The following is a 24495-nucleotide window of genomic DNA, read 5'->3' on the forward strand; positions in this document are numbered from 1 at the left end:
AAAAATACAAAATTCTGTATTTTAAACATATAATTTCACCTACAAATAATCATTAAACGCTCCCCTAACGAAATAATAACACTGCTGTCGCATACAAAATAACAATTCCAGGAAGACCAAGCAATGCACCTGTTCCAATAGAAAGGAAATTTAAATTGACAGGAGCTGCAACTCCTTTTTTTGCACAAAAAATACAAATACCATATACGATCAACGAACAAAATGCTCCTCGAACCAAAAGCACCAACAAATATGCAGGTTTTTTCACAATTCCTATCATCAGACAAACCATGCATCCAGCTGCCATAATATAAAATAATATTTCATTTTGTCCCATAAAAAAAATCCCTCCCTACATAATCTTATGTTATGTAAAGAGGGATATTCTTTTAATTTAGTTTCCAAACAAATTTCCAATCCATTTAACAACAGATCTGAAAAATGCTGCAATCTTTTCTAAAATTCCACTATTATTTAATTTATCATATAAGTCTTTTGCCTGTTCTTTTAACTGTGAAACATTCAGGTCTAGATCAGAAATCTTATCCATCAGATTCTGAATTTTCTCTTTATCTGCATCAGAAAGACTGATATTTAAATCATTCGCAGATTCTTCAATTGCCTGCTTGATCTCTGATGGAGAAGAAAGATTATCTTCTGCTACTTTCTGTTTTACATCCGCGATCAATTTCTCTGCATCATCAGAACCAATATTCTCTGCAACTTCTCCTGTTGTGATCAGCTCATCTGTCGCTGCATCCTTGCTCTTTTCAGAAATCTTCTTTCCTGTCATTTCCTCATAAGCTTTCATAACACCAACTAGTGCTGCAGTTCCAGAAATCTTAAATGGTCCAGCTACTTTTACATCAGCATTCTTGATTCCTGCTGTGATCAAGGCGTTACGATACATTCCAGATGTACAATAAGAAATATTCTGTGTTGTAACATTCACACCATTTCCATCATCTTTCTGTTCCACAGTGACAGAGGACAATGCTCTTGTTCCGATCACACTCTTTGACAGATAGCTGTCTAAATATTCATGTTCATCTTTATTTGTTACTGTAATAACCTTATAATCACTATTGTCATCCAGATTCAGAAGTTCTAATACTTTCTTCTTCTGGGAAGCTGTCAAGTCAGCTCCAAGTGCCAGATATTTCTGATCCACACTATCTGCTTTGACTGTCACTGATGATAATGCCATCGCAATACAAAGTCCTGCTGCAAGAAACTTGCCAAAAATCTTTCTCATAATCATTCCTCCTTATTATCGTTACCACCCATATCGTGCGGTAATATTTCCTTTATTAATGTACCATAATTTTCTGTCAGATTTTGCTGTATATTACTTATTTTTTTCTTACGAAATAAATACAAAAGCAACAAAAAGATAACAAATCCTACAATACTTAAAATTGCGCCTTCCTTAAATCCTGGTGAAACATAGATTAAAGTGATTTTATGCTTTCCTTCCGGCACCTTTACCGTCAAAAATGCTTTTCCAAGTGCTTTCGTTTTTACTGCTTTTCCATCAATCTTTACATTCCATCCTTTATCATATGGAATGGAGAAAAATAACATCTTCTCTTCTTGTACATCAATTGTTCCACTTAACTGATTTCCTTTTGCATTCGTAAGTTTCCATGCATTTTCTTGCATTTTCTGTGCAAGTTTTTCCATTGCTTCCTCATCAAGTTCCGCTGCGGTCAATCTCACCACTCCGGACATAACATCATCTTGTTTCAGTTGCATCTTAATGCGGATTACATCACCTTTCTGAACATTTCCAAGATAAATGATCTGGGAATCCAGCCTTCCTGTCAGTATCTGTTCCCCATTTTTCTCGATCACAGTATTCTCTACCTGACTGCCGTCGAAGTGAACATATAATTGTCTTGCTTTACTTGATTTTATTGTAAAAACCATGTTATCCGGCTGTGCTGATGTATTTTCAAAAACATATTCTCCATCACCATTATCTGACGTTATCTTACAGTTATTTAATTTCGGTTTCTCTGTCTCGATCATATGGAATAATTCATCCACATCAAATGCACTCGTTGCCAGATCGTTTTGTACATAAAACGGATTATAATCCTGATAATCCCATGTTTTTACCATATCATCCATTGCATATGCTAACGCTGTTTTATCTGTATTCTTATATACAGTTACATTTCCGATACTTTCTTTTAATTTAAACTCTGTGCGTTTCGTGTCATATGGACGGAAGATCTGATATTTCATGGAGAACAGATCATTCGTAAATGGAGTGGCACCTTCATACAAATATTCATTAACACCTGTATAGAATCCTAGCTGATCCATCATATCAACGACATTCCCCTGTGCCGTTGAACCAAATAGTGTCATTCCATTTAAGGTATGCCAGATACTTTCATCAAGCATTCTGCCACTTATCAGTTCCATCCTTGTTTCAACATCTTTTTGATATTGTTTCTTAACTTCTGTAATAGATTTTGTATCCTGAAAATAATCATCGGTATCAACAGTTCCATTTTCCTGAAATCCCATGACTGCCATTGCTACAGTTTCTATCATAAATAAAAAACAGATCAATGTTGTAAAAATCTTTTTACGCAATACTTTTTTCTGATACAATCCAAAACAAACCATATATACAATGATCGCTGCCAATGTCGTATATACTGTTTTCATTTCTATTTTCACTGTTACCGTCTGAATTGCCATTTCAATCAATATTCCAAATAGAATGACTGACGTATAAATCCCCATAGAAATCTTTCTTTGTCCACGTGCCAGCACACAGTATCCTTCATACGCCATTGCAAGTAATACAAAGATATACAAAAATGCATAACGATTGGGAATTCCATACTGATCATGGAATCCATGCCATATATATCCCAGAATCGGCATATTAAAACTGAAAAATAAAAATACTAGTAATAGTAGTCTTCGAATCTTATCAATCAGACAAATTTCCCTCACAGCCAGATAAAATCCTGCCATTAATAAAGTTAGAATTCCACAGTATAAATTAATCTTACTGTCATCTACTGCCATCGTAAGTGGTGTTGTTCCAAGAAAATGTCTTGAAAAGATATTTCCAAATGTTCCATACCACAATTGCTTTGGAAAATCCAGTTTTGCTGAAGATGTCTGCATAATTCCTAAGTATGCCGGCAATAGCACTATTGCTGCCATTGCCCCTGATAGCAGAGAATATCCTGCAAATCTTAATCCATTCAGAAAAAATTCTTTGATATTTTTATGTGGATAAAGCAAATACCATAAGATCAAAAACAAACAAGTCATATAAGACATATAAAAATTGCACCATAGAGAAATAAATAGTGTAATGCAATAAAATCTTCCATCATGTTCTTTGATCAATTTATCAACACCATACAAAATAAGTGGAAGCATCATCATAACTTCCATCCACATAATATTCCAGCTGTATCCTACCATATAACTGCATAATCCATATGCCATTCCAAATGCAACAATAGAAATCTCGTCTTTTCCACGACGTTTTCTAAAATAAAATGCCGCGGTAAAACAACAAAGTGCAATCTTTAATACATATAAATGGCTTAATACCATTGTAAGCATTGATTTAGGCACGAGTGCGATCACAAGATTTAATGGACTTGCAAGATAATATGCCCACAGTCCTAAAAAGTTATATCCTAATCCTGCATGAAATGAATAAAACATAGAATCCATATGCTTTAATTTTTCCTGATAGTCAGCAAAAAATGGAAGATATTGATGCAAAGCATCAACGATCAGAAATGATCCGCTTCCAAATGGCTGTATTTTCTCTGCAATCGCAATTCCTTCTAATATAAGAAGCGGCAGAAAAAACGAGAGTAACAAATACTTATGGTTTTTCAATGTGTCTTTGATTTTGTTTGTCATGTTTACTCCATTCTTTTACACGTCGGTTGATTTCCATGATCATATGATATCTTTTTTTGATCATAGATGTGATCGAACCATGGGTTAATTCAGTAACATTTCCCCCATGTCTTCGATAATAAATCAGAGGTTCTTCTATAAATACCACTTTCCCGAGCTGTTCTGCAAGCAATCCGATCCACTGATCATGAATCCAGATATTATCTGGAATTGGCAGAATCCTCTTTAATGCAGATCTTCTGACTGCCATACAACATCCAATATAGGAATTCTTTTTCATGTTCTTCCAAAAGCCCGCTTTGCTGTCTCTCCATTCAAATGTTGTTTCATTTAAAGATGAAAGTTTTTCATCTACAATCTGAGCATCGTGAACAACTGCCATCACTTTAGGGTCTTCAAATGCTTGCTGAATTTTTATCATTTTATTTTTTTCCCAGACATCATCCTGATCGGATAAGAAAATAATATCCCCTCGACAATGTCTAAATGCATTCTCAAAGTTTTTCACAACACCCTTCCCCGGTCCTTTGATTATGCGGATTCTTGGGTCATTTTGGGCCCAATTTTGTAGTATTGTTTCTGATCCATCGCTGGCATCATCCACTGAAATAATAAGTTCATCTGTATCTTCCATATTGGCAAGAATTGATCTTATTTGTTCATCTATATATTTTGCACCATTATAATAGGCCATTGCCACAGATTTCATACTAATTTCCTTCCTGAGTATTGATTTTCTTGAAATATTATATCATATCTTATATAATAATTCTAAGACAAAGGCGTCATTAAGAAGAAGAGGCGCTTTCCGGCCTCTTTTTATTTTATCTTTTGGGATGTGCCAACGCCCATTTCGATAAGATACCCTCTGTTTTAAACACATATCATTATGACTTATAAGGAGGAAACAAAATGTCATACGTAGATGAAGTGATCGAGCAGGTAGTTGCTCAGAACCCAGCAGAACCTGAATTCCATCAGGCTGTTAAAGAAGTTTTAGAATCATTAAGAGTCGTTGTTGAAGCGAACGAAGAAGCTTTCAGAAGAGATGCTCTTCTTGAACGTCTTGTAAACCCAGAACGCCAGTTCAAATTCCGTGTACCTTGGGTAGACGACAAAGGACAGGTTCATGTTAACACAGGTTACCGTGTACAGTTCAACAGTGCGATCGGACCTTACAAAGGTGGTTTAAGACTTCACCCATCTGTTAACCTTGGAATCATCAAATTCTTAGGATTTGAACAGATCTTCAAAAACTCTTTAACAGGACTTCCAATCGGTGGTGGTAAAGGTGGTTCTGACTTCGATCCTAAAGGAAAATCTGATCGTGAGATCATGGCATTCTGCCAGAGCTTCATGACAGAACTTTGCAAATACATCGGAGCAGATACTGACGTTCCTGCTGGTGATATCGGAACTGGTGCAAGAGAGATCGGTTATATGTTCGGTCAGTATAAGAGAATCCGTGGACTTTATGAAGGAGTTTTAACAGGTAAAGGTTTATCTTATGGTGGATCTTTAGCTCGTACAGAAGCTACAGGATACGGACTTCTTTACTTCACAGACGAAATGTTAAAATGTAATGGTAAATCTATCAAAGGTGCTACAATTGCTGTTTCTGGAGCTGGTAATGTTGCTATTTACGCAATCGAAAAAGCTCAGCAGTTAGGTGCTAAAGTTGTTACAGCTTCTGACTCTACAGGATGGATTTATGACAAAGATGGTATCGATGTTGAATTATTAAAAGAAGTAAAAGAAGTAAAACGTGCTCGTTTAACAGAATACGCTGCTGCTCGTCCAAGTGCTGAATATCACGAAGGAAGAGGAGTTTGGTCTATTCCTGTTGACATTGCTCTTCCATGTGCAACTCAGAACGAATTACACTTAGAAGATGCTAAACAGTTAGTAGCAAACGGATGTTACGCAGTTGCAGAGGGTGCTAACATGCCTACTACATTAGAAGCTACAGAATACTTACAGAAAAACGGAATCTTATTCGCACCTGGTAAAGCTTCTAACGCTGGTGGAGTTGCTACATCTGCTCTTGAAATGTCTCAGAACAGCGAAAGATTAAGCTGGACATTTGAAGAAGTTGATGGAAAATTACAGAACATCATGGTTAACATTTTCCACAACTTAGATGACGCTGCAAAACGTTACGGAATGGAAGGAAACTATGTAGCTGGTGCTAACATTGCAGGATTCGAGAAAGTCGTAGATGCAATGACAGCTCAGGGTATTGTTTAATCCTTAAAAAGAAAACTGGATATTCCCGTGGGACGGAATGTTCAATTAAAATAATGTCATGTGTATGTAGAAAGCGGAGATCCTTTATGGATTCTCCGCTTTTTGGGTTTTTATATAGATTTATTTTTCAAATAATGGTGTTTTTCTGATCTCTACGATCAATGGAGTAACACGGTCTCCCATTCCCTGCATGACATTCCTTAAGACACTGATCACACAGGTCACATAATAAAACAATGTATCAAATTTCAGATAGTTTGTTGCATTTGTAATAGCTGCTTCTTTATGAGTTCCTGTTACCATATAAACCAACTGCGGTCCAATGGTATAACTTGCGATCATTGCCAATGTTGACCATGCACATGTATAAATGATCGCTAATTTCATTCCTTCTTTGATCCTGTCAAACTTCCCAGCACCCATATTCTGTCCACAGAATGTTGCCATCGTCTGTCCAAATACCATAAACATAATCATATAGATTTCTGTGATCTTTCGTGCCGCTGTATGTGCCACGATAATATCCTGTCCAAGTTTGTTGATCGCAGTCTGTAATGTCAGTGATCCGATATTTACAAGAGAACTCATAAATCCCATGGACATTCCTGAACCTAACATTCCTTTGATCATATGCGGCTCCAGATTCTCAAAATCTTCTTTCTTAAGGCGTAACAATTCATACTTATGAATCATATAAAAACAACAAATGATCAATGCAATAAATTGTGCAAGTACTGTCGCTGCCGCCGCACCCCATGTTCCTGTTTTCCATACTGCTACAAATAAAATATCTCCTACGATATTCAATCCAACAGAGATCGCCAGGATCAGTAATGGTGTGATCGTATCTCCAATTGCCCGCATAACTGCCATCAGGATATCATAAAACATTGTGACCCACAGACCGACAATTATGATAATGATATATTGTTTGGATGCTGCATACAGCTTTTGCGGAACATTTAAAAAATTCAAAATCGGATTAATAAAAATCGTTCCTGCAAGGATCATAACAATAGAAATAACTGCACCTAATATGATTGCGATTGCAAATGATTTCCTGACTCTCTTTGTATCCCCGGCACCGAATTTCTGTGCTGTGATGATTGCAAATCCATTGGCCAATCCTAATAAAAATCCTACAATAAGATTACTGATCGTTGTTGTGGCTCCAACTGCCGCAAGTGCCTGTTCTCCAAGAAAAGTACCTACAATTCTTGTATCTGCAAGACTGTATGTAAGCTGTAATAAGTTTCCTAAGAATACTGGAATCGCAAAACCTAAGATCAGTGTTGAAATTTTTCCTTTTGTGAGGTCCTTCATTACTGCTCCTCTGCTTTCTGTAATCTTCCATCCTCATCAATTATGACTTTGGTTCCTTCGTCGACGTTTCTGTCATATAATAATTTATCTTCCATATATATGATCATTTCTTCTTTTGTTGTTTCTTGTTTTAAAAATACTTTATCTTTAATTTCCTGACCCTCTGGGCGACCTTCACAGCCAAAGTCTGGTTCTTCGATCCTTGTTACATAGTATGTATTCATATGTTTTTCCTTTCTTCATTATGTTCAAATATTTCGTAAAATAAAAATCATCCATAATACGATTCATATTACCGTATTACAGACGATTTTTATTTTAGCATAAATACTGTTGTTCGGACAGTCTTTTTCTTTTATTTATATTCTATTATACTATCCCAATCTGACACATCTTCATAGCTTCCAAAGCATTCCTATGACTTTCCGGAGTCACTCCTGCACAGCATGAAGCATCTACACTTACCTTCACTTCCGGCAGTGCTGCCTTAATGAGCATTGCATTAGATATCACACAAATATCCGTACATAATCCGATCAGTTCGATCTCCACTTCCTGACCTTCATAAGCTTCTTTCAACATCTGTGCCAGTTCCATAGAACCAAACGTATTCTTTCTACAGAAATTGTGAACTTCCGCTTTTGTCTCTGCGATTGCCTGCATAACTTCGCTGTTTAATGCCCATCCATCTTCTCCGCAAATGCAATGTTTCACTGGAAGATTCTTTCCTTCCTGTGTGGAAAGATAATCTTCCTCATGTGTATCAAGTGTTCCATAGATATCACCTTCAAAATTACGGATCTTTTCCGCAACAGATGTTACAATTTCCTGTGCTTCTTTGGTTCCAAGGCTTCCATCAATGAAGTCATTCTGCATATCAACGACAATTAGTATATTTCTCATGAAAGTTTAGCTCCTACCAGCTGGTTTACAAGTTTACCATCAGCTTTTCCCTTCACTCTTGGCATCAGGTTCTTCATCACTTTTCCTTTGTCTTTCATTGTTGGAGCATCAATTCCAAGTTCAGCTAAAACTGCATTGATCTCCGCTTCGATCTGTTCTTCACTCATCTGCTCTGGTGCAAACTCTTCTAAGACTGCTAATCTTGCTTTGCATTCATCAATGATATCTGTACGATCTGCAGGACAAGTATCCATTGTCTCTTTTGTCTGTTTGATCTCTTTTGCGATAATTGTATTTTCCTCTGCTTCTGTCAGATCTTCTCTTTTATCGATCTGTGCGTTTTTTAATGCACTTAATAACATAGACAGACTTTCTTTTCTCTCTTTGTCCTTATTCTTCATCGCTGTCATCATTTCTTTGCGAATTACATCAATCATACTCATAGTTTCTTATCCTCCTGTATAAATGTTCTCTTGACATCTATTGTAGCACAAAATACAACCTTCGTTTCACTAATTTTTCAACATGTATGAATTATATTTCCCAATAACGCTGACTTCCTTCTAATTCTCTCTGATAAGACAATACCAGATAATTATTTTTATACTTTCTGATCTCCAGAATATCCGGTTTTGTAATCTCTGGGAAATCTGCCTCAGAAAATATATGAATATATCTTTTCTCACGAGGTCTGTCATCTTCTATTACTTGTCCCGCATCAATATAAGCACTTTCAATATCCAAACGCTTTCCCTGTCTTGCAGTGATCTTTGTCTGTTCATATACTTCAACATCTTTCGTCATAAACAAAAATAATTTGATCGGATGCACCTGAATACTTGTCTCTGAAATGATCTCCAGATCACACGGAATATGATGCTTTATAATGTAATTTCTCAGAATGCAGAGAGCTTTAAATTCATTCATATTCGTTGCCCTCAAAATTCCTATACCACCAAGCTCTGACATATCTGCAATACTTTTTTCTTCAATAATCATCACCGCATTCCCAGCTTCTTTCCGAAAATGGGCTTCGACCGCATGTTCCAAGGTTGCACCTACATATAAAATATCTGCCTTTTTATCTCGTTTTAAAATCGGATAAACTGGAAAATCAATCTGTTCCTGCCAAATAGAATGCATATACTACTACCTCCTAAAAATTGCTCTCGTAATAGTATATGCAAAATTTATCTTAATATTGACATTTTCCTACAGTTCTTGGATATGGAATGACATCTCTGATATTAGCGATTCCTGTTGCATACATAACCATACGCTCAAATCCAAGTCCGAATCCAGCATGTCTTGTAGAACCATATTTGCGGAGATCTAAATAGAAGTCATAATCTTCTGGTTTCATTCCTAACTCTGCAATTCTCTCTTCAAGTTTCACAAGATCATCTTCTCTCTGGCTTCCACCGATAATCTCTCCAATACCTGGTACTAAAAGATCCATTGCTGCAACAGTCTTATTGTCTTCATTCATCTTCATATAAAATGCTTTGATCTCTTTTGGATAGTCTGTGACAAACACTGGTCTCTTAAAAATCTTCTCTGTCAGATAACGTTCATGTTCTGTCTGAAGATCGATTCCCCAAGATACTTTGTATTCAAATTCATCATTATGTTCTTCTAATAATTTAACTGCTTCTGTATAAGTAACTCTTCCAAAATCAGAAGATACCACATGATTCAAGCGTTCTAATAAGCCTTTATCTACAAATTTATTGAAGAACTGTAATTCTTCCTGTGCATTTTCCATTACATAATTGATGATATATTTGATCATCTGTTCTGCAAGGATCATATCATCTTCAAGATCTGCAAATGCAATCTCCGGCTCGATCATCCAGAATTCTGCTGCATGTCTTGTTGTATTAGAATCTTCTGCTCTGAAGGTTGGTCCAAAAGTATAAATATTACGGAATGCCTGTGCAAATGTCTCTCCTGCAAGCTGTCCGCTGACTGTTAGGCTGACTGGTTTCTTGAAGAAATCCTGTTCATAATCAACTTTTCCTTCTTCTGCAATCTTGTTAAGATCCATCGTTGTTACCTGGAACATCTCTCCTGCACCTTCACAATCCTGACCTGTAATCAGTGGTGTATGCACGTATACAAAATCACGCTCCTGGAAAAATTTATGTATTGCATATGCAATCTGAGAACGAACTCTGAATACTGCCTGAAATGTATTCGTTCTTGGTCTTAAATGAGAAATTGATCTTAAATACTCTAAGGTGTGACGTTTCTTTTGTAGTGGATAATCAGATGGACATTCTCCCTCGACTTCTACACTTTTAGCATGGATCTCAAATGGCTGTTTCGCATCTGGTGTGACGATCACTGTTCCATTTACGATCACGGCTGTTCCAACATTTAATTTACTGATCACATCAAAGTTGTCCATCTCCTGATCATATACGACCTGAATCGGTTCAAAAAAAGTACCATCATTAATAACCAAAAATCCAAACTTCTTTGATCCACGGTTACTTTTTACCCATCCGCAGATTTCTACTTCCTTCTGATCATATTCTTTGTGATTTCGAAATAATGTTCTTCCTGTCATCATTTCCATGTTATCTTTGTCCTCCGTTTTATCTTAAAATTCAAATAAATTCAACCCAATCTCTTCATCAAACTTGCGGTCTACCACTCCATCGATTTCTGTTAATACAAGTTCCCCAGTTCCGCTGATCACTGCTTCTGTTAAGTGTCCTCCATAGACATTGCCTGCCTCATCAGCAACACTGATATGGAAGTGTGTATAGGTTTCCCCATTCATTGTATTGATATTTCCACCGATAGAAACGATCTCAAGATCACCTTCCCATGTGTGACCTTTGAATACTTTCTCCTTTGTGTCAAAAACACCAGCTGTTACTTTGCCTGCTGCCCCGATTCCTGTTAAGTAGGCAAGTTTGATATTTTCTTTTTGGGCAACTTCTTTTAATTTTGCACAGATTTCTTCGCCTTTGTCAATTCTTATTACATATTGATTATTAAATTTTCTGTATTCCATGATAATAACACTCCTTTATTTCATATGAAATGGATGTCCTCCCATTCAAAGAACACCCATTCCAAATACATTTTACCACCTATTTATTCCTTTGCCCATCCAAATGAACACTTCACAGCCTTTTTCCATCCTGAAATCTTGTCATTTCTTTCTGTTTCTTCCATTGTTGGTTCAAATTCTCGATCCACATTCCAGTTCTTGATAACATCTTCTTTATCTTTCCAATATCCAACTGCTAATCCAGCCAGATAAGCCGCTCCCATAGCTGTTGTTTCCACGCATCTTGGTCTTCTTACTTTTGTATTTAAAATATCGGACTGGAACTGCATTAAGAAGTTATTGGCACTTGCACCACCATCAACTTTTAATGTACTTAATTTGATCTTACTATCCGCTTCCATCGCTTTTAATACATCATTTGTCTGATAAGCTAAAGATTCCAGTGTTGCTCTGATAATATGACATTTATTCACACCTCTTGTGATTCCAACGATTGTTCCACGTGCATATTGATCCCAATATGGCGCACCTAATCCTGTAAATGCTGGTACTACATAACATCCGTTTGTATCTTTGACTTTTGTTGCCATATATTCAGAATCTGGTGATGAATCCACAAGTTTCATCTCATCACGCAGCCACTGAATTGCTGCTCCTGCAACGAAAATAGATCCTTCCAGCGCATAATTTACCTTGCCATCTAATCCCCATGCAATCGTTGTGATCAGTCCATTTTCTGAAAATACTGGTTTCTCTCCTGTGTTCATCAGAAGAAATGCACCTGTACCATAAGTATTTTTTGCCTCTCCAGGTGTAAAGCAGGTCTGTCCAAATAACGCCGCCTGCTGGTCACCTGCTGCACCTGCAATTGGAATCTCTCCGCCAAAATAAGATGTATCACTCATTCCATATACTTCACTGGATGGTCTTGCCTGTGGCAGCATACATTTGGGGATATCTAATTCTTTTAAAATCTCATCATCCCATTCCAATGTATTAATATTAAATAACATAGTTCTTGCAGCATTTGAATAATCTGTAACATGCACACGTCCCTTTGTAAGTTTCCAGATCAGCCAAGTCTCAACCGTTCCAAATAAAAGATCTCCTGCTTCTGCCTTTTCTCTCGCTCCCGGAATGTTATCAAGAATCCATTTTACTTTTGTTCCACTAAAGTAAGCATCGATCATAAGACCTGTTTTCTGTCTGAATTTCTCTGTAAATCCCTTTGCTTTCAATTCGTCACAATATTCTGAGGTTCTGCGGCACTGCCATACGATCGCATGATACACCGGTTCCCCTGTATTCTTATCCCATACAATGGTTGTCTCTCTCTGGTTTGTAATACCGATCGCTGCAACCTGCTCAGCAGTAATATTTAACTTGCTCATAGCTTCCACTGCAACGCCCAGCATGGATGACCATATTTCATCCGCATCATGTTCCACCCATCCTGGATGTGGAAAATATTGTGTGAATTCCTTCTGTGCCACACTGCAGATCACACCTTGTTCATTAAATAAAATACAACGATTACTCGTTGTTCCGCCATCTAATGCCATAACATATTTTTTCATCTGCATAAACCTCCTGTTACTATTATTTTACCCTGTCTGAAACTACATATTTCTAACTCTTATCATAGCAGAAAAAGAATTGATTTGCGACTTTTTAACCATACTTTTTAGTACGACAAAAGACCTTCTGATGGTGCTATATCAAACCATCAGAAAGCCTTTTGAATCTAGGAATGTATTTTTTTATTCTACGACTGTTGTAAATTTTTCCCAAGGAATATTAACTTCTGCTCCTTCATTGATGATCGCATCTACATGCATTAATAATGGGAAATCATCTAAAGATACAATGCCTCTTTCAGCCAGTTTACGAACGGCACGAGCTGTTCTTGTAGCAATTACAATGGACTCTAATGTTACACCCTGTAACTCTTCCATTGCCTGATCAAATGTCAATCCACGTCCTAATAATGTACCGATCTTACGAGTTCTTCCACCAAAGACTGTTACATATAAATCACCAGCTCCGTGAATGATATTTTCTGGTCCTCCGTGGATCAGTTCTAACAGATGGATCATTTCTTTGACGCCCTGTCCAAACAATGCTGCCTGGGAGTTATAATGAACTGCTCCAATCTCTCCATCTCTTTTCTCTGCTAATCCTACAGCTAAAGATACACCTAATGCATACGCATTCTTCATAGCTACGGCACACTCAACACCTACAACATCTGTAGAAAGACTGATATGATAGTAATCTGTTGCTAATAAAGATTTGATGAATTTTAATGTTTCCATATCCTTTCCGCAGAAAGCTACATGACTGTCATCGTGATCTGCTAATTCATAACTTGTGCATGGTCCACCGATGGCATTAAAGTTAATATGTTTTCCTTCTGGCTGTCTCTGTTCAAAGATATGTGGGTAAGGAACTAAAGTTCCATCTTCTAAATCTACCATACCTTTTGTAACTGTTAATAAAGGGACATCTTCTGGTAATACTGGAAGGATTTCATCACAGAACCAGTCAAGTCCAAAACTGCTGACTCCTCCTAAGATCAGGTCTGCACCTTCTAATGCTTCTTCTAATTCTTCAATCTGATAATATTTGATTCCATCATGAAGAGTTCTCTTTAATGTGATATGGAAATTATCTTTCTTTAATCCATCAATGATATCTCTGTCTAAAGGTGACCCTACCAGACGTACCTCATGTCCATTTTCAAATGCTGGGAATGTGATTGCAGAGTTCATCTGACCTGCACAAACAAATGTAATAACGCTCATTTCTTATCCTCCTAAAATATCTTTCTTCTTATTATATACTTATTTATTCTGCTACTTTTTTACATGCTACAACATCAACTCCAAGTCCCAGTACGTTAGGGATCACAACATCTCCGATCGCTACGGGAGCTTTCAGTGTTACTTTATCTAACTCTTTCATGATGTCATAGATCTTTCCTTTTGGAATATCACTTGCAGTTTTTACTGGAACTCTTCTTGCAGTTTTTGCTTCAACTCTGACTGTAGAAGTGATCACTCGTGTTGGATTAACTAATTCTTTTTCTCCGTAAGCGGCTCCTCTTGGGCATCCGTTTCCAGTTACTTTATATCCATTTTCTTCATCAACTTTTAAATGACATCCTTTTGGACATACGATACAAATTAAATCTGTCATCTTTATGCACCTACCTTTTCTACAGATACTGTAATCTCACCATTTTCTACTTTATCTAAAAATGCCTTTGGAATTGCGATCTTTTCCATTTCTCCCGGTGCCATATGTGCTCTCTTAAAAGAAGCAAGTTCTTTACCATTTGATTTTACTTTGATCGCTACATCTGTAAATACATTTCTTGCACGGAACATAACTTCGATTTTCTTGTCTACATTAGATGGACGTACTTTCTGAGGTACGATTCCGTTGACCCCATCTCCATTTTTAATGTCGATACATGTCTGATCTTTTGTTTCTCCGTTTTTTACATATTCCGCAGCACTCTTACCTGCTTTCTGGCTTTCTGCTGTAACGAAGTCTACTAAATCATGAACATGAACAACATTTCCACTTGCAAAGATTCCTTCTGCTGATGTTTCCATGTTTTCATATACAACTGGTCCGCTTGTTGCCGGATCCATGGTAATTCCTGCTGATCTTGTTAACTCATTTTCTGGGATCAATCCAACAGATAATAATACAGTATCTACGTCAAATTCCATCTCTGTTCCAGGGATTGGCTGATTCTTTTCATCGACTTTAGATACGATAACTTTTTCAACTCGTTTATCCCCCTGAATATCTGTGATCGTATGTGATAAATAAAGTGGAATATCATAATCATTTAAGCACTGTACGATATTACGATTTAAACCGTTAGAATATGGGCAAAGTTCTACGCATCCAACAACTTTTGCTCCTTCCAAACTCATACGTCTTGCCATGATCAGTCCAATATCTCCTGATCCTAAGATCAATACTCTCTTACCTACCATATATCCTTCGATATTAACATATCTCTGTGCCGCACCCGCTGTAAATACTCCAGCTGGACGATCTCCAGGAATTGCGATAGCTCCTCTTGTTCTCTCACGGCATCCCATGTTTAAAATAATGGATTTTCCTTCCAGTTTCATATATCCATTTTTCTTATTCATGGCATGAACACATTTCTCTGTTTCATCTACATCAAGAACCATGGTATCAAGCATGACTTCGATATTTGTTTCATTTAACATATCGATGAATTTTCCTGCATATTCAGGTCCTGTTAATTCTTCTTTAAAATAGTGAAGTCCAAATCCATTATGAATACACTGATTTAAGATTCCACCAAGTTCCTGATCACGTTCTACAACCAGAACTTTCTCGGCACCATTTTTATTCGCTTCCACTGCTGCTGCCAGACCTGCTGGTCCTCCGCCTACAACGATTACATCATACTTCATTATTTGGCACCTCCATCTTTTGTTTCTCCTGTGATAATGTTTGTTCCCAAACGATCCTGTGGAATATCTGCTAATGGTTTATTTAACTCTCTTGCAATGATCTCCTGAACTCTTGGTCCGCAGAAACCACCCTGACACCTTCCCATACCCGCGTTACATCTTCTTTTAACTGCATCAATAGATGTTGCTGGAATTGGACGATGCACTGCATTAATGATCTCACCTTCTGTGATCGTTTCACAACGGCAGATGATCTTTCCGAATGCTGGATTCTTCTCCACTAATTTTGCTCTGTCTTCATGACTTAAATGTTTGAAACGATCGATATGTCTTTCATCAACAATTTTATCTTTTGCTTTTAATGTAAGTCCTGAATCTTTAAGCATTTTTACGATATCTGGTGCGATCGCACATGCAGATGATAATCCTGGGGACTGCATTCCTGCAATATTGATAAATCCTTTGTTATTCTTATCTTCGTAAATCTGGAAGTCATGATCTGTTGTTCTTGCCCTGACTCCTGCGAAGTTTCTGATAGATTCTCTGAAATTAATTCCAGGTACGGATTTTAATGCTGTGTTTCTTACAAAATCAAGTCCCTGTTTTGTTGTAGAAACATCATCCCCTGCACTTGGCTGTGAATCAGGACCAACGATCAGGTTACCATGAACGGTTGGAGCAACTAAAACTCCTTTTCCATTTTCATTTGGACATTGGAAGATTACGTGACTGACCAGATTTCCCTGGCTCTTATCCATCAGGTAATACTCTCCTTTGTTTGGTGTGATCTCAAATGTCTTTTCATTGCACATCTCATTGACTTTATCTGCGAAAACACCTGCTGCGTTGCAAATGTATTTTGCTTCGATCACTCCGTTGTTTGTTTCAATCTTATATGTATCATTTTCTTTTTTGATTCCTGAAACTTCTGTATTAAGTTTTACTTCAACTCCATTTAATACGGCTGTTTCTGCAAGTGCCAGTGCTAATTCCCATGGACTTACGATTCCTACATTTGGAGAACTTAAAGCAGCAACGGCTTTCTCTGAAATGTTTGGTTCTTCTTTTAAAAGTTTTTCTCTGTCCCAGATTTCCATATCTGGAACTCCGTTTGTAATGCCTCGCTGTTTTAATTCTTCCAGTGTTTTCTTTTCTTCTTCACTGAATGCAACTACCAATGCTCCAATCTGTTTATAAGGTACATCCAGTTTCTCACATAATTCTTTTGTGTAGACATTTCCTTTCACATTGTACTCTGCCATTTTTGTTCCAGGCTTTGGATCATATCCTCCATGGATGATCGCGCTGTTTGCTTTTGTTGTTCCTACAGAAACATCATTTTCCTTTTCAATGATTACAGCTTTCACATTATATTTTCCAAGTTCGTATGCGATAGAGCAGCCTGTGATTCCTGCACCGATAATTGCTACATCATACACTGTTATTCCCTCCTGTTTTTCACTTGCGTTTGTTGCTTTCTGACTCTATCTAACCACAATATTTTCAGCCTGTCAAACGCTCAAAACGCCCATTTTACGCGGTTTTTAGCATTTTCTTATTAATCATTTAATTTGATTAACAGGCTTGTTTTTTTATGAAAACAAGATAATTTTTCTCAAACAACGTGTTCTCTTGTTTTTCCTATTAATCAAATGTATAATATTAGTAATCAGTAAAACATTATGATTAGTAATTTGAATTAATCAAAATAATTTTTTGATTTATTTTTAAGCTATGTTATACACGAAAGAGGGTAATATTATGGGAAAACGCAACAAAGTCACAACTAGAGATATTGCTGAATACACTGGTGTATCACAGTCCACAGTCTCTATGATCTTAAGTAATAAACCGCATGTTTCATTTTCAAAAGAGACAATTGATAAAGTAAGACAGGGTGCAAAGGATCTTGGTTATAAGAAACCGGTTGCTGGCGTTAAAAAGAAAGAACAGGCTTTATCAAAGAGTATCATTGTCATCTGTCCTCTGCTTTCTAATGGGTATTATTCCATGATCATTCATTCTATCACGGAACGGGCACGTGAGTATGGTTATACTGTATTTACGGTTAATACCTTAAGAGATGTTTCACAGGAAGAGTTATATCTGAATCTCCTCTCCGGATTTGAACTTGCCGGAGTTATTTCTCTATATCCACCAACAAAGATCACTCTGGCAAATGCTTTATCGAAACAGGTTCCTGTCGTTTCAATCGGAGACAAACCTGACTCTTGTCGTTTTGATGCGGTTGAACTTGACAGTAAAAAGCCAGGATATATCATCGCCGAGCATCTGATCTCACTCGGTCATAAACGGATTACTTATGTGTCTGCACCTATCCGTCCAAAGGAGATCGGCCGTATTCACAGACTTGCCGGACTTCGTTCCTGTTATAAAGATCACGGATTAGATCCAGAACTGATCGAAGTTAAATCTCCAACGATCGCTGCCTATGGAAGATACTCCGCAGATAACTCTGAATATCAGAATGGATATGATATGGCTTCCCAGGTTTTAGATGAACATACAGACTGTACTGCCTTTGTTGGAAATAATGATATGACAGCTTTTGGGATCATGGCTGCAATCTCTGATCATGGATACCGCATTCCAAACGATTTCTCTGTTTGCGGTTTTGATAACATTGCTTTATCCGCCATGCCGCAGATCTCTTTGACAACTATTGAGCATGCTTCACTCGCCAAAGGACGAGAGGCTGTCGATATCATTTATAAGAAAAATACACAGAAAAACATCACTTCAAAGCATCATTACATTATGCGAATGGAATATGAGCCGGAACTTATCGTTCGTAATTCAACTGGAAAATGTAAATAAGCTTTCTATATAATGCTTCTATTTTTTGTAACAATTAACCAAAAAAGAAATGCAATCAAACAAAATAATGTCACAACAAATCCTGAAAAATATGACATTAGTGTGCATTGATTTCCATACAACTCGTGAGTTATCATAATAACCGTAATAAACGTTTATGTGTAACAAGAAAGAAAAGGAGGGCGCATGGCCAGCAAACTTCTAAACGATGAATTCCAGAAACATATTTGTCTGGATTTTGAATGTACTACAATTGAAGAAGCTATCCGCAAAGCAGGTGATCTCCTTGTTCAATGTGGATGTATCAAACCACCGTACATTGACGGAATGATACGACGTGAACAGGAACACTCCACTCACATTGGCTTTGGAGTCATGATTCCCCATGGCACAGAAGATACCCTTGATTGTGTCATAAGCCCTGGAATCAGTATTCTTAAGATTTCCAATGGTGTTCCTTATCACGGCACTATGATAACTATGGTAATCGGCATCGCAAGCCGTGAGGAAGATCCTTTGCAGGAACTGATGCAGATTACTGATATTTTACTAACTCCGGAAAAATGCGATCAATTTTTAAATGCTTCTTCAAAACAGGAATTCATTGATATGATCAATCAACATTATTTTGAAGAAGGAGAGTTGTAAAAATGAAAGAGAAAACTAGCATTTCACAGAAACTCCAGAAATTTGGTTCCGTTCTTGCTGGAATGGTTATCCCAAATATCGGAGCTTTTATCGGATTCGGATTAATCACTGCATTCTTTTTGGAAACAGGCTGGACACCTAATGCCAAACTGGCAAAACTGATCACACCAATCTTAAATTACTTGCTTCCAATTCTGATCGGACATACTGGTGGTAAGATGTTTGGTGGTGACCGCGGTGGAGTTATCGGTGCCCTCGTTACCATGGGTGCGATCGTAGCCGTTGACGGAACTCCAATGTTCCTGGCTGCCATGATCTTAGGACCTATTTCCGGTGTCTGCATCAAGAAATTTGATCAGGCTGTTGATGGAAAAATCCCTTCAGGATTTGAAATGATCGTCAACAACTTCTCACTTGGTATTATCGGTGCGATCCTTTGCTGTTTCGCTATGTTAGTATTCGGACCAGTTATGGAAACTGTAACAACTGTATTAACAAATGGTGTAAACTGGATTGTAGCTCACAATGCATTACCATTATCTGCAATCTTTGTTGAACCTGCCAAAGTATTATTCTTAAATAACGCATTAGACCATGGTATCTTCGGACCAATTGGTTATGAACAGGTAAAAACTTTAGGACATTCTGCATTATTCCTTTTAGTACCAAACCCTGGTGCTGGTCTTGGATTATTATTAGCTTACTGGTTCTTCGGAAAAGGAGAAATGAAAGAAGCTGCACCTGGAATGATCTTAATCCACTTCTTCGGTGGTATCCATGAAGTTTACTTCCCATATGTACTCGCTAACCCATTAACAATCGTTGGTATGATCGCCGGTGGTATCGTTGGAACAGGAACTCTTACCTTCTTAAATGTTGGTACTGTTGCAACTCCATCCCCAGGTAGTATCTTCTCAGTTGTCGCCCTGTCACCTAAGAACTGTATGTTCGGAGTTTTATTAAGTGTTGTTTTATCATGTGTTGTATCATTCTTATTAAACTCTATTTTCGTAAAACGTATGGTAGCAAAAGGTGGAGATACTTCTCTTGGAGAATCTGTAATTCCAAAAGAAGCTATGGGATCTTCCGCTGAATCTTCTGAAACAGCAGCCGTAACAAATGACAGCAGCCTTGGAGTTGCCGGTGTTGATATCAAAAACATTAAGAAAATCGTCGTTGCATGTGATGCTGGAATGGGATCTTCCGCAATGTCAGCTGCCGCGTTAAAGAAAAAAGTAAAAGCTGCTGATCTTCCAATTGAAGTTATCAATACAGCAATCTCTAAGATTCCTGACGATGCTGACCTTGTTATCACTCATGTGGAATTAACAGGAACAGCGAAAGCTGCACAGCCTAACAAACAACATTTATCTATCTCAAATTACTTAAAAGCTCCAGAATATGACGAGCTGGTTGAGAGATTAAAAAACGAATTATAATTGCCCTGAAAACTGTCATCAAAGGCTAAGGATATTATTTCCTTAGTCTTTGACGCTATCTTAGTATTAATATGTAAAGGGAATGAAATCATGAAAAAAGCTGTTATGTATGGTGCCGGAAGCATTGGCCGAGGCTTTATAGGTGCCTTATTTTCAGAAATCGGCTATGAAGTTGTGTTTATTGATGTAAATGATGATGTCATCCAGCTCATTAATCAAGAAAAAACATATCCACAGATTATTATGAACCAGGAACAACCTGTCCACTGGATAAAGAATATCCGTGCTATTGATGGAAAAGATCCTGAGGCTGTCAGTAATGAAATTGCAGATGCTGATATCATGGCGACAGCCCTTGGTGCTGCTGTTCTTGAGAAAGTAGCACCGGTCATTGCACAAGGTCTTATGAAACGCTGGAATCAGGACTCTTCCAACACTCTTGATATTCTAATCTGTGAAAACCTGATGGATGCAGATGTACTTCTACGGCAATATCTTTTAGCTGCCCTGCCTGAAGATAAATATGCCTTATTTGAACAGACGATAGGTCTTGTTGAAACTTCCATTGGAAGAATGGTGCCGCCCGCAGACCCCGATCTTATTCCTGCGAATGAACATCCTCTGGCAGTCCGCGTGGAGCCTTATGATTTTCTTCCAGTTGATAAAGCCGCTTTTAAAGGCTCAATCCCTGAATACTCAAAAATTATTCCTTATGAGCCTTTTCATTATTATCTGGAACGTAAACTTTATGTCCACAATATGGCACATGTAACAACTGCATTTTTAGGGAAATTACAAAATAAAACGTATATTCATGAGGCTGCACAAGACATTTATATTCAACACATTGTCCGTGGCTGTATGATGGAAAGCGCTATGATGTTAACACAGAAATATCGTATTCCATTTCATGACTTAAACGCACATATCAATGACTTATTACAACGTTTTAAAAATTGTTATTTAAAAGATACCGTCTCAAGAGTTGCACGTGATCCAATCAGAAAGCTTCAACCTTCTGACCGCCTTGTCGGTGCAGCAAGAAGTTGTGAAAATGAAAATATCACTCCTGTATATTTATCTTTTGCAATCGCTCTCGCACTTTCATTTATGGAAAATGAAGATTTACTGAATTTAATGGAAAATGTATGTAAAATCAAAAGAGAAGAACCTCTTGCCCAACGTGTCACTTATTTTTATAATAAAATTATGGTTGAACATATCCCTCTGGATCAGATTGTCGAATTGATCGACCAGCTTCAATCTGATATTCAGGGAGAAATCATTTAGAAAGAAAAGGTGAGTTATGCTTATCTCAGATCGTTCAAAAGAAATTATTGAAAATTTAATGAATGCAAATGGTCCTCTGACTGTAGCGGCTCTTGCCAAAAAGTTAAATGTTACAGAGCGAACTATTTACCGCCAGATTCCAGAAGTTACGCAGATCATGGAATCTTATGATCTATCGTTAGATAATTCTTCTGGAAAAGGTTTTATGATCTTTGGATCACTTTATAATATTAAACGCCTTAACAACGCATTTGAAGAAGTAAAAACAGAACAAAATTACTCTAGCAAAGAACGTGTTGATATCATTCTTTTGTCCTTATTAAATGAGGACGATTACATTAAAACACAATCTCTTGCCATTGATCTGAATACTTCTTCACAGACAGTACGCAATGACTACCATGCCCTGAAAGATAAACTTCAGGGGCATAATGTTACCTTTGAGACTAAGAAAAGCGAAGGTGTAAGGCTGACTGGAATGGAAATTCCTAAACGCCATTTATTTGTAAATGTTCTGCTTCAGAATATTACTCCTGCCGTTTTTTTCGACTGGCTAAAAGACACCAATTTTCGTCCAAATCCTTTTATTGACCTTTTAAAAACATTCCATTACGAAGAAGATTTAAAAATACTGTACGAGAAACTGCAGCCAGTGATCCGTAAACGTCATCTAAATATTTCTGATAAAGAACTTCAGGAATTTCTTCTGCTTATGACTGTTTTTATTAAGCGGCATTCCAATATTAAAGATCAAGATGAAATTTTATCTTTAACAATCCAGGAATCTGACACAGATTATGAGGAACAGTTTCGTCAGGACATTATAAAAATATTAAAACAGCACTTTGATATTGAAATCTACAAAAATGAAAAAGACTATTTTCATTGGATGATCCACCTATATGTTGGACGCACCCATTATGAACTCAGTCAACAAATTTCTGCGTTTCAGAATCTTGATCATATCAGCTGTCTGATCAAAGAAATTGAAGAAAAATTTCAATTTCCTTTTAGTCAGGATAAGAATCTGGCAGAAAATCTTTTATTACATATCAATATGGCTATGGAGCGGATTCAAAGCGGTATTACGGTTGCGAACCCAATGCTTGAAGATATTTATCAATCAAATCCAAAACTGTATGAGATTGTGAAACAATGTTTTCGAAATGTATTTCAGCCTGTGAAAATCCCAGAAGATGAAATTGGTTATATTGTCATTTACTTTATTGCCTCTATGGATTCTTTGAGCAAACATTCTATTTCTGTTTTAGTTGTCTGTTCCACTGGTATTGGATCATCTAAGATGCTGCGAAGTCGTCTGGAACGTGAATTCTCTGAAATTGATGTAAAAAAAATTATCTCTTTGCATAAACTGCATGATGAAGATCTACGTCAATATGACTTGATCATCTCTACAGTTCCTATCGATATGGATGAGAATAAGTATTTATGTGTTTCACCTTTGCTTAATGCTGAAGAAAAAGAAAATGTTAAAAAGAAAATCAATCGGTTAAACAGACTTTAATTTGGTCTCTCTAGTTTAAATGTAGATAAACGCAAAAGAAATAGTATAAAATTTTTCTTTCTTGTGGAAATTTTTTGTACTATTTCTTTTTTATTCACGTAGTGCGCTCCTGCCCAAAGGGCTTTTTATTTCATAGGGGATTTCATCAAAATTTTCTATGAAATAAAAAAGACTCTAGATACCATCTAAAGTCTTTATCGAGTTGCGGGAGCCGGATTTGAACCAACGACCTTCGGGTTATGAGCCCGACGAGCTACCAGACTGCTCCATCCCGCGATATTAAATTACAAAAGAAACACTAAAATTAGTGCTTCTAAAAGGCGTCGACCAGATTTGAACTGGTGATCAGGGAGTTGCAGTCCCATGCCTTACCACTTGGCTACGACGCCATATTAAAATTATATGCTCTTTATTAAAAAAGATGACTCCAACGGGATTTGAACCCGTGTTACCGCCGTGAAAGGGCGGTGTCTTAACCACTTGACCATGGAGCCTTATTCTTTGACCGCTTCACGGTCCATGCAGTATTTCAAATACTACGAAACTCCCCGAGCCGGGCTCGAACCAGCGACAGCACGGTTAACAGCCGTGTGCTCTACCAACTGAGCTATCGAGGATTATTATAAGGTCTATCATTATTATATCATATACCTTCAAAACAACATACAAGAACTATTCACATCTTTTACACTCTAGCCTTCTTTGGTTAAAGCCTCGACCGATTAGTAACAGTCAGCTCCATGCGTTACCACACTTCCACCTCTGCCCTATCTACCTCGTCGTCTTCAAGGGGTCTTACTACCTTTCGGTATGGGAAATCTTATCTTTAGGGGGGCTTCACGCTTAGATGCCTTCAGCGTTTATCCCTTCCAGACTTGG

22 protein-coding genes, 4 tRNA genes and 1 rRNA gene are annotated in these 24495 nt (G+C 37.3%); 6 read left to right on the forward strand and 21 right to left on the reverse strand.

What is annotated here, in order from left to right; all coding sequences use genetic code 11:
* Positions 1-64: 64 nt before the first annotated feature.
* The 4 genes from KE503_RS10150 to KE503_RS10165 are packed head-to-tail and all read right to left on the reverse strand — an operon-like array spanning position 65 to position 4621.
* The gene (locus KE503_RS10150) at positions 65-337 is read right to left on the reverse strand and encodes a hypothetical protein (RefSeq protein ID WP_022374348.1); all 273 of its coding nucleotides are present in this window, start codon (positions 335-337) and stop codon (positions 65-67) included.
* 57 nt (positions 338-394) lie between these two features.
* A complete protein-coding gene (locus KE503_RS10155) occupies positions 395-1255 on the reverse strand; it encodes a DUF1002 domain-containing protein (RefSeq protein WP_022374347.1) in 861 nt (286 codons plus the stop codon).
* 2 nt (positions 1256-1257) lie between these two features.
* The gene (locus KE503_RS10160; RefSeq protein WP_212385135.1) at positions 1258-3912 is read right to left on the reverse strand and encodes a YfhO family protein; all 2655 of its coding nucleotides are present in this window, start codon (positions 3910-3912) and stop codon (positions 1258-1260) included.
* Complete coding sequence (locus tag KE503_RS10165; RefSeq protein ID WP_249183039.1) at positions 3875-4621, reverse strand: glycosyltransferase family 2 protein; 747 nt, start codon at positions 4619-4621, stop codon at positions 3875-3877. Before KE503_RS10165 ends, KE503_RS10160 begins: the two co-directional genes overlap by 38 nt.
* 203 nt (positions 4622-4824) lie before the next feature.
* Here KE503_RS10165 and gdhA point away from each other — a divergent pair, with 203 nt between their 5' ends.
* Complete coding sequence (gene gdhA, locus KE503_RS10170; RefSeq protein WP_022091655.1) at positions 4825-6159, forward strand: NADP-specific glutamate dehydrogenase; 1335 nt, start codon at positions 4825-4827, stop codon at positions 6157-6159.
* A gap of 120 nt (positions 6160-6279) precedes the next feature.
* Here the strand turns inward: gdhA and KE503_RS10175 are convergent, their stop codons facing one another.
* The 12 genes from KE503_RS10175 to KE503_RS10230 all read right to left on the reverse strand — a co-directional run bounded on the left by KE503_RS10175 (position 6280) and on the right by KE503_RS10230 (position 17315).
* Positions 6280-7482, reverse strand: coding sequence for an MATE family efflux transporter (locus tag KE503_RS10175; RefSeq protein WP_212385136.1), 1203 nt, complete (start codon positions 7480-7482; stop codon positions 6280-6282).
* Positions 7482-7706 (reverse strand): hypothetical protein, encoded by a 225-nt coding sequence (locus tag KE503_RS10180; protein WP_022374122.1) that lies wholly within the window; start codon positions 7704-7706, stop codon positions 7482-7484. The genes KE503_RS10175 and KE503_RS10180 overlap by 1 nt, the downstream gene beginning before the upstream one ends.
* A gap of 145 nt (positions 7707-7851) precedes the next feature.
* Positions 7852-8385: a cysteine hydrolase family protein gene (locus KE503_RS10185; RefSeq protein ID WP_212385137.1), complete on the reverse strand. Its 534-nt coding sequence runs from the start codon at positions 8383-8385 to the stop codon at positions 7852-7854.
* Entirely contained in the window at positions 8382-8828 is a 447-nt protein-coding gene (locus KE503_RS10190; RefSeq protein ID WP_008393170.1) for a GatB/YqeY domain-containing protein, read from the reverse strand. The genes KE503_RS10185 and KE503_RS10190 overlap by 4 nt, the downstream gene beginning before the upstream one ends.
* A 91-nt stretch (positions 8829-8919) precedes the next feature.
* Positions 8920-9528 carry a hypothetical protein gene (locus KE503_RS10195; RefSeq protein ID WP_212385138.1) on the reverse strand — a complete coding sequence of 203 codons (609 nt, stop codon included), beginning with the start codon at positions 9526-9528 and terminating at the stop codon, positions 8920-8922.
* 52 nt (positions 9529-9580) lie between these two features.
* Complete coding sequence (gene asnS / locus KE503_RS10200) at positions 9581-10966, reverse strand: asparagine--tRNA ligase (protein WP_055196445.1); 1386 nt, start codon at positions 10964-10966, stop codon at positions 9581-9583.
* Between the two features lie 24 nt (positions 10967-10990).
* The gene (locus tag KE503_RS10205) at positions 10991-11410 is read right to left on the reverse strand and encodes a PPC domain-containing DNA-binding protein (protein WP_212385139.1); all 420 of its coding nucleotides are present in this window, start codon (positions 11408-11410) and stop codon (positions 10991-10993) included.
* An 83-nt stretch (positions 11411-11493) separates the two neighbouring features.
* Positions 11494-12987, reverse strand: a complete 1494-nt coding sequence (glpK, locus tag KE503_RS10210; RefSeq protein ID WP_212385140.1) for a glycerol kinase GlpK — start codon at positions 12985-12987, stop codon at positions 11494-11496.
* A 183-nt stretch (positions 12988-13170) separates the two neighbouring features.
* On the reverse strand, positions 13171-14214 hold the full coding sequence (locus KE503_RS10215) for a glycerol-3-phosphate dehydrogenase (protein WP_212385141.1): 1044 nt from the start codon (positions 14212-14214) through the stop codon (positions 13171-13173).
* A gap of 43 nt (positions 14215-14257) precedes the next feature.
* Positions 14258-14608 (reverse strand): DUF1667 domain-containing protein, encoded by a 351-nt coding sequence (locus KE503_RS10220; RefSeq protein ID WP_212385142.1) that lies wholly within the window; start codon positions 14606-14608, stop codon positions 14258-14260.
* A gap of 2 nt (positions 14609-14610) precedes the next feature.
* Positions 14611-15876 carry an NAD(P)/FAD-dependent oxidoreductase gene (locus KE503_RS10225; RefSeq protein ID WP_212385143.1) on the reverse strand — a complete coding sequence of 422 codons (1266 nt, stop codon included), beginning with the start codon at positions 15874-15876 and terminating at the stop codon, positions 14611-14613.
* Entirely contained in the window at positions 15876-17315 is a 1440-nt protein-coding gene (locus KE503_RS10230; RefSeq protein WP_212385144.1) for an NAD(P)/FAD-dependent oxidoreductase, read from the reverse strand. Before KE503_RS10230 ends, KE503_RS10225 begins: the two co-directional genes overlap by 1 nt.
* Before the next feature lie 322 nt (positions 17316-17637).
* Here KE503_RS10230 and KE503_RS10235 point away from each other — a divergent pair, with 322 nt between their 5' ends.
* The 5 genes from KE503_RS10235 (at position 17638) to KE503_RS10255 (ending at position 23616) form a co-directional block, all read left to right on the forward strand.
* Positions 17638-18714 (forward strand): LacI family DNA-binding transcriptional regulator, encoded by a 1077-nt coding sequence (locus KE503_RS10235; RefSeq protein WP_212385145.1) that lies wholly within the window; start codon positions 17638-17640, stop codon positions 18712-18714.
* Between the two features lie 186 nt (positions 18715-18900).
* On the forward strand, positions 18901-19362 hold the full coding sequence (locus KE503_RS10240) for a PTS sugar transporter subunit IIA (protein WP_147606866.1): 462 nt from the start codon (positions 18901-18903) through the stop codon (positions 19360-19362).
* Between the two features lie 2 nt (positions 19363-19364).
* Positions 19365-20801 carry a PTS mannitol transporter subunit IICB gene (locus tag KE503_RS10245; protein ID WP_212385146.1) on the forward strand — a complete coding sequence of 479 codons (1437 nt, stop codon included), beginning with the start codon at positions 19365-19367 and terminating at the stop codon, positions 20799-20801.
* 90 nt (positions 20802-20891) lie between these two features.
* Positions 20892-22091, forward strand: coding sequence for a mannitol dehydrogenase (locus KE503_RS10250; protein WP_147606871.1), 1200 nt, complete (start codon positions 20892-20894; stop codon positions 22089-22091).
* Positions 22092-22107: 16 nt separating this feature from the next.
* Positions 22108-23616, forward strand: coding sequence for a BglG family transcription antiterminator (locus KE503_RS10255; RefSeq protein WP_212385147.1), 1509 nt, complete (start codon positions 22108-22110; stop codon positions 23614-23616).
* A 202-nt stretch (positions 23617-23818) separates the two neighbouring features.
* Here KE503_RS10255 and KE503_RS10260 read toward each other — a convergent pair.
* From KE503_RS10260 to KE503_RS10280, 5 genes are all read right to left on the reverse strand, one after another.
* Positions 23819-23892: transfer RNA gene (locus KE503_RS10260), tRNA-Met, on the reverse strand.
* 42 nt (positions 23893-23934) lie between these two features.
* Positions 23935-24005, reverse strand: a tRNA-Cys gene (locus KE503_RS10265).
* Positions 24006-24038: 33 nt separating this feature from the next.
* Positions 24039-24110: transfer RNA gene (locus KE503_RS10270), tRNA-Glu, on the reverse strand.
* Positions 24111-24160: 50 nt separating this feature from the next.
* Positions 24161-24233: transfer RNA gene (locus KE503_RS10275), tRNA-Asn, on the reverse strand.
* 85 nt (positions 24234-24318) lie between these two features.
* Positions 24319-24495 (reverse strand): 23S ribosomal RNA (locus KE503_RS10280); the annotation flags it as partial.

It is taken from the genome of Anaerostipes sp. Marseille-Q3525, from assembly GCF_018223505.1.
GTDB classification, from domain to species: domain Bacteria; phylum Bacillota; class Clostridia; order Lachnospirales; family Lachnospiraceae; genus Anaerostipes; species Anaerostipes amylophilus.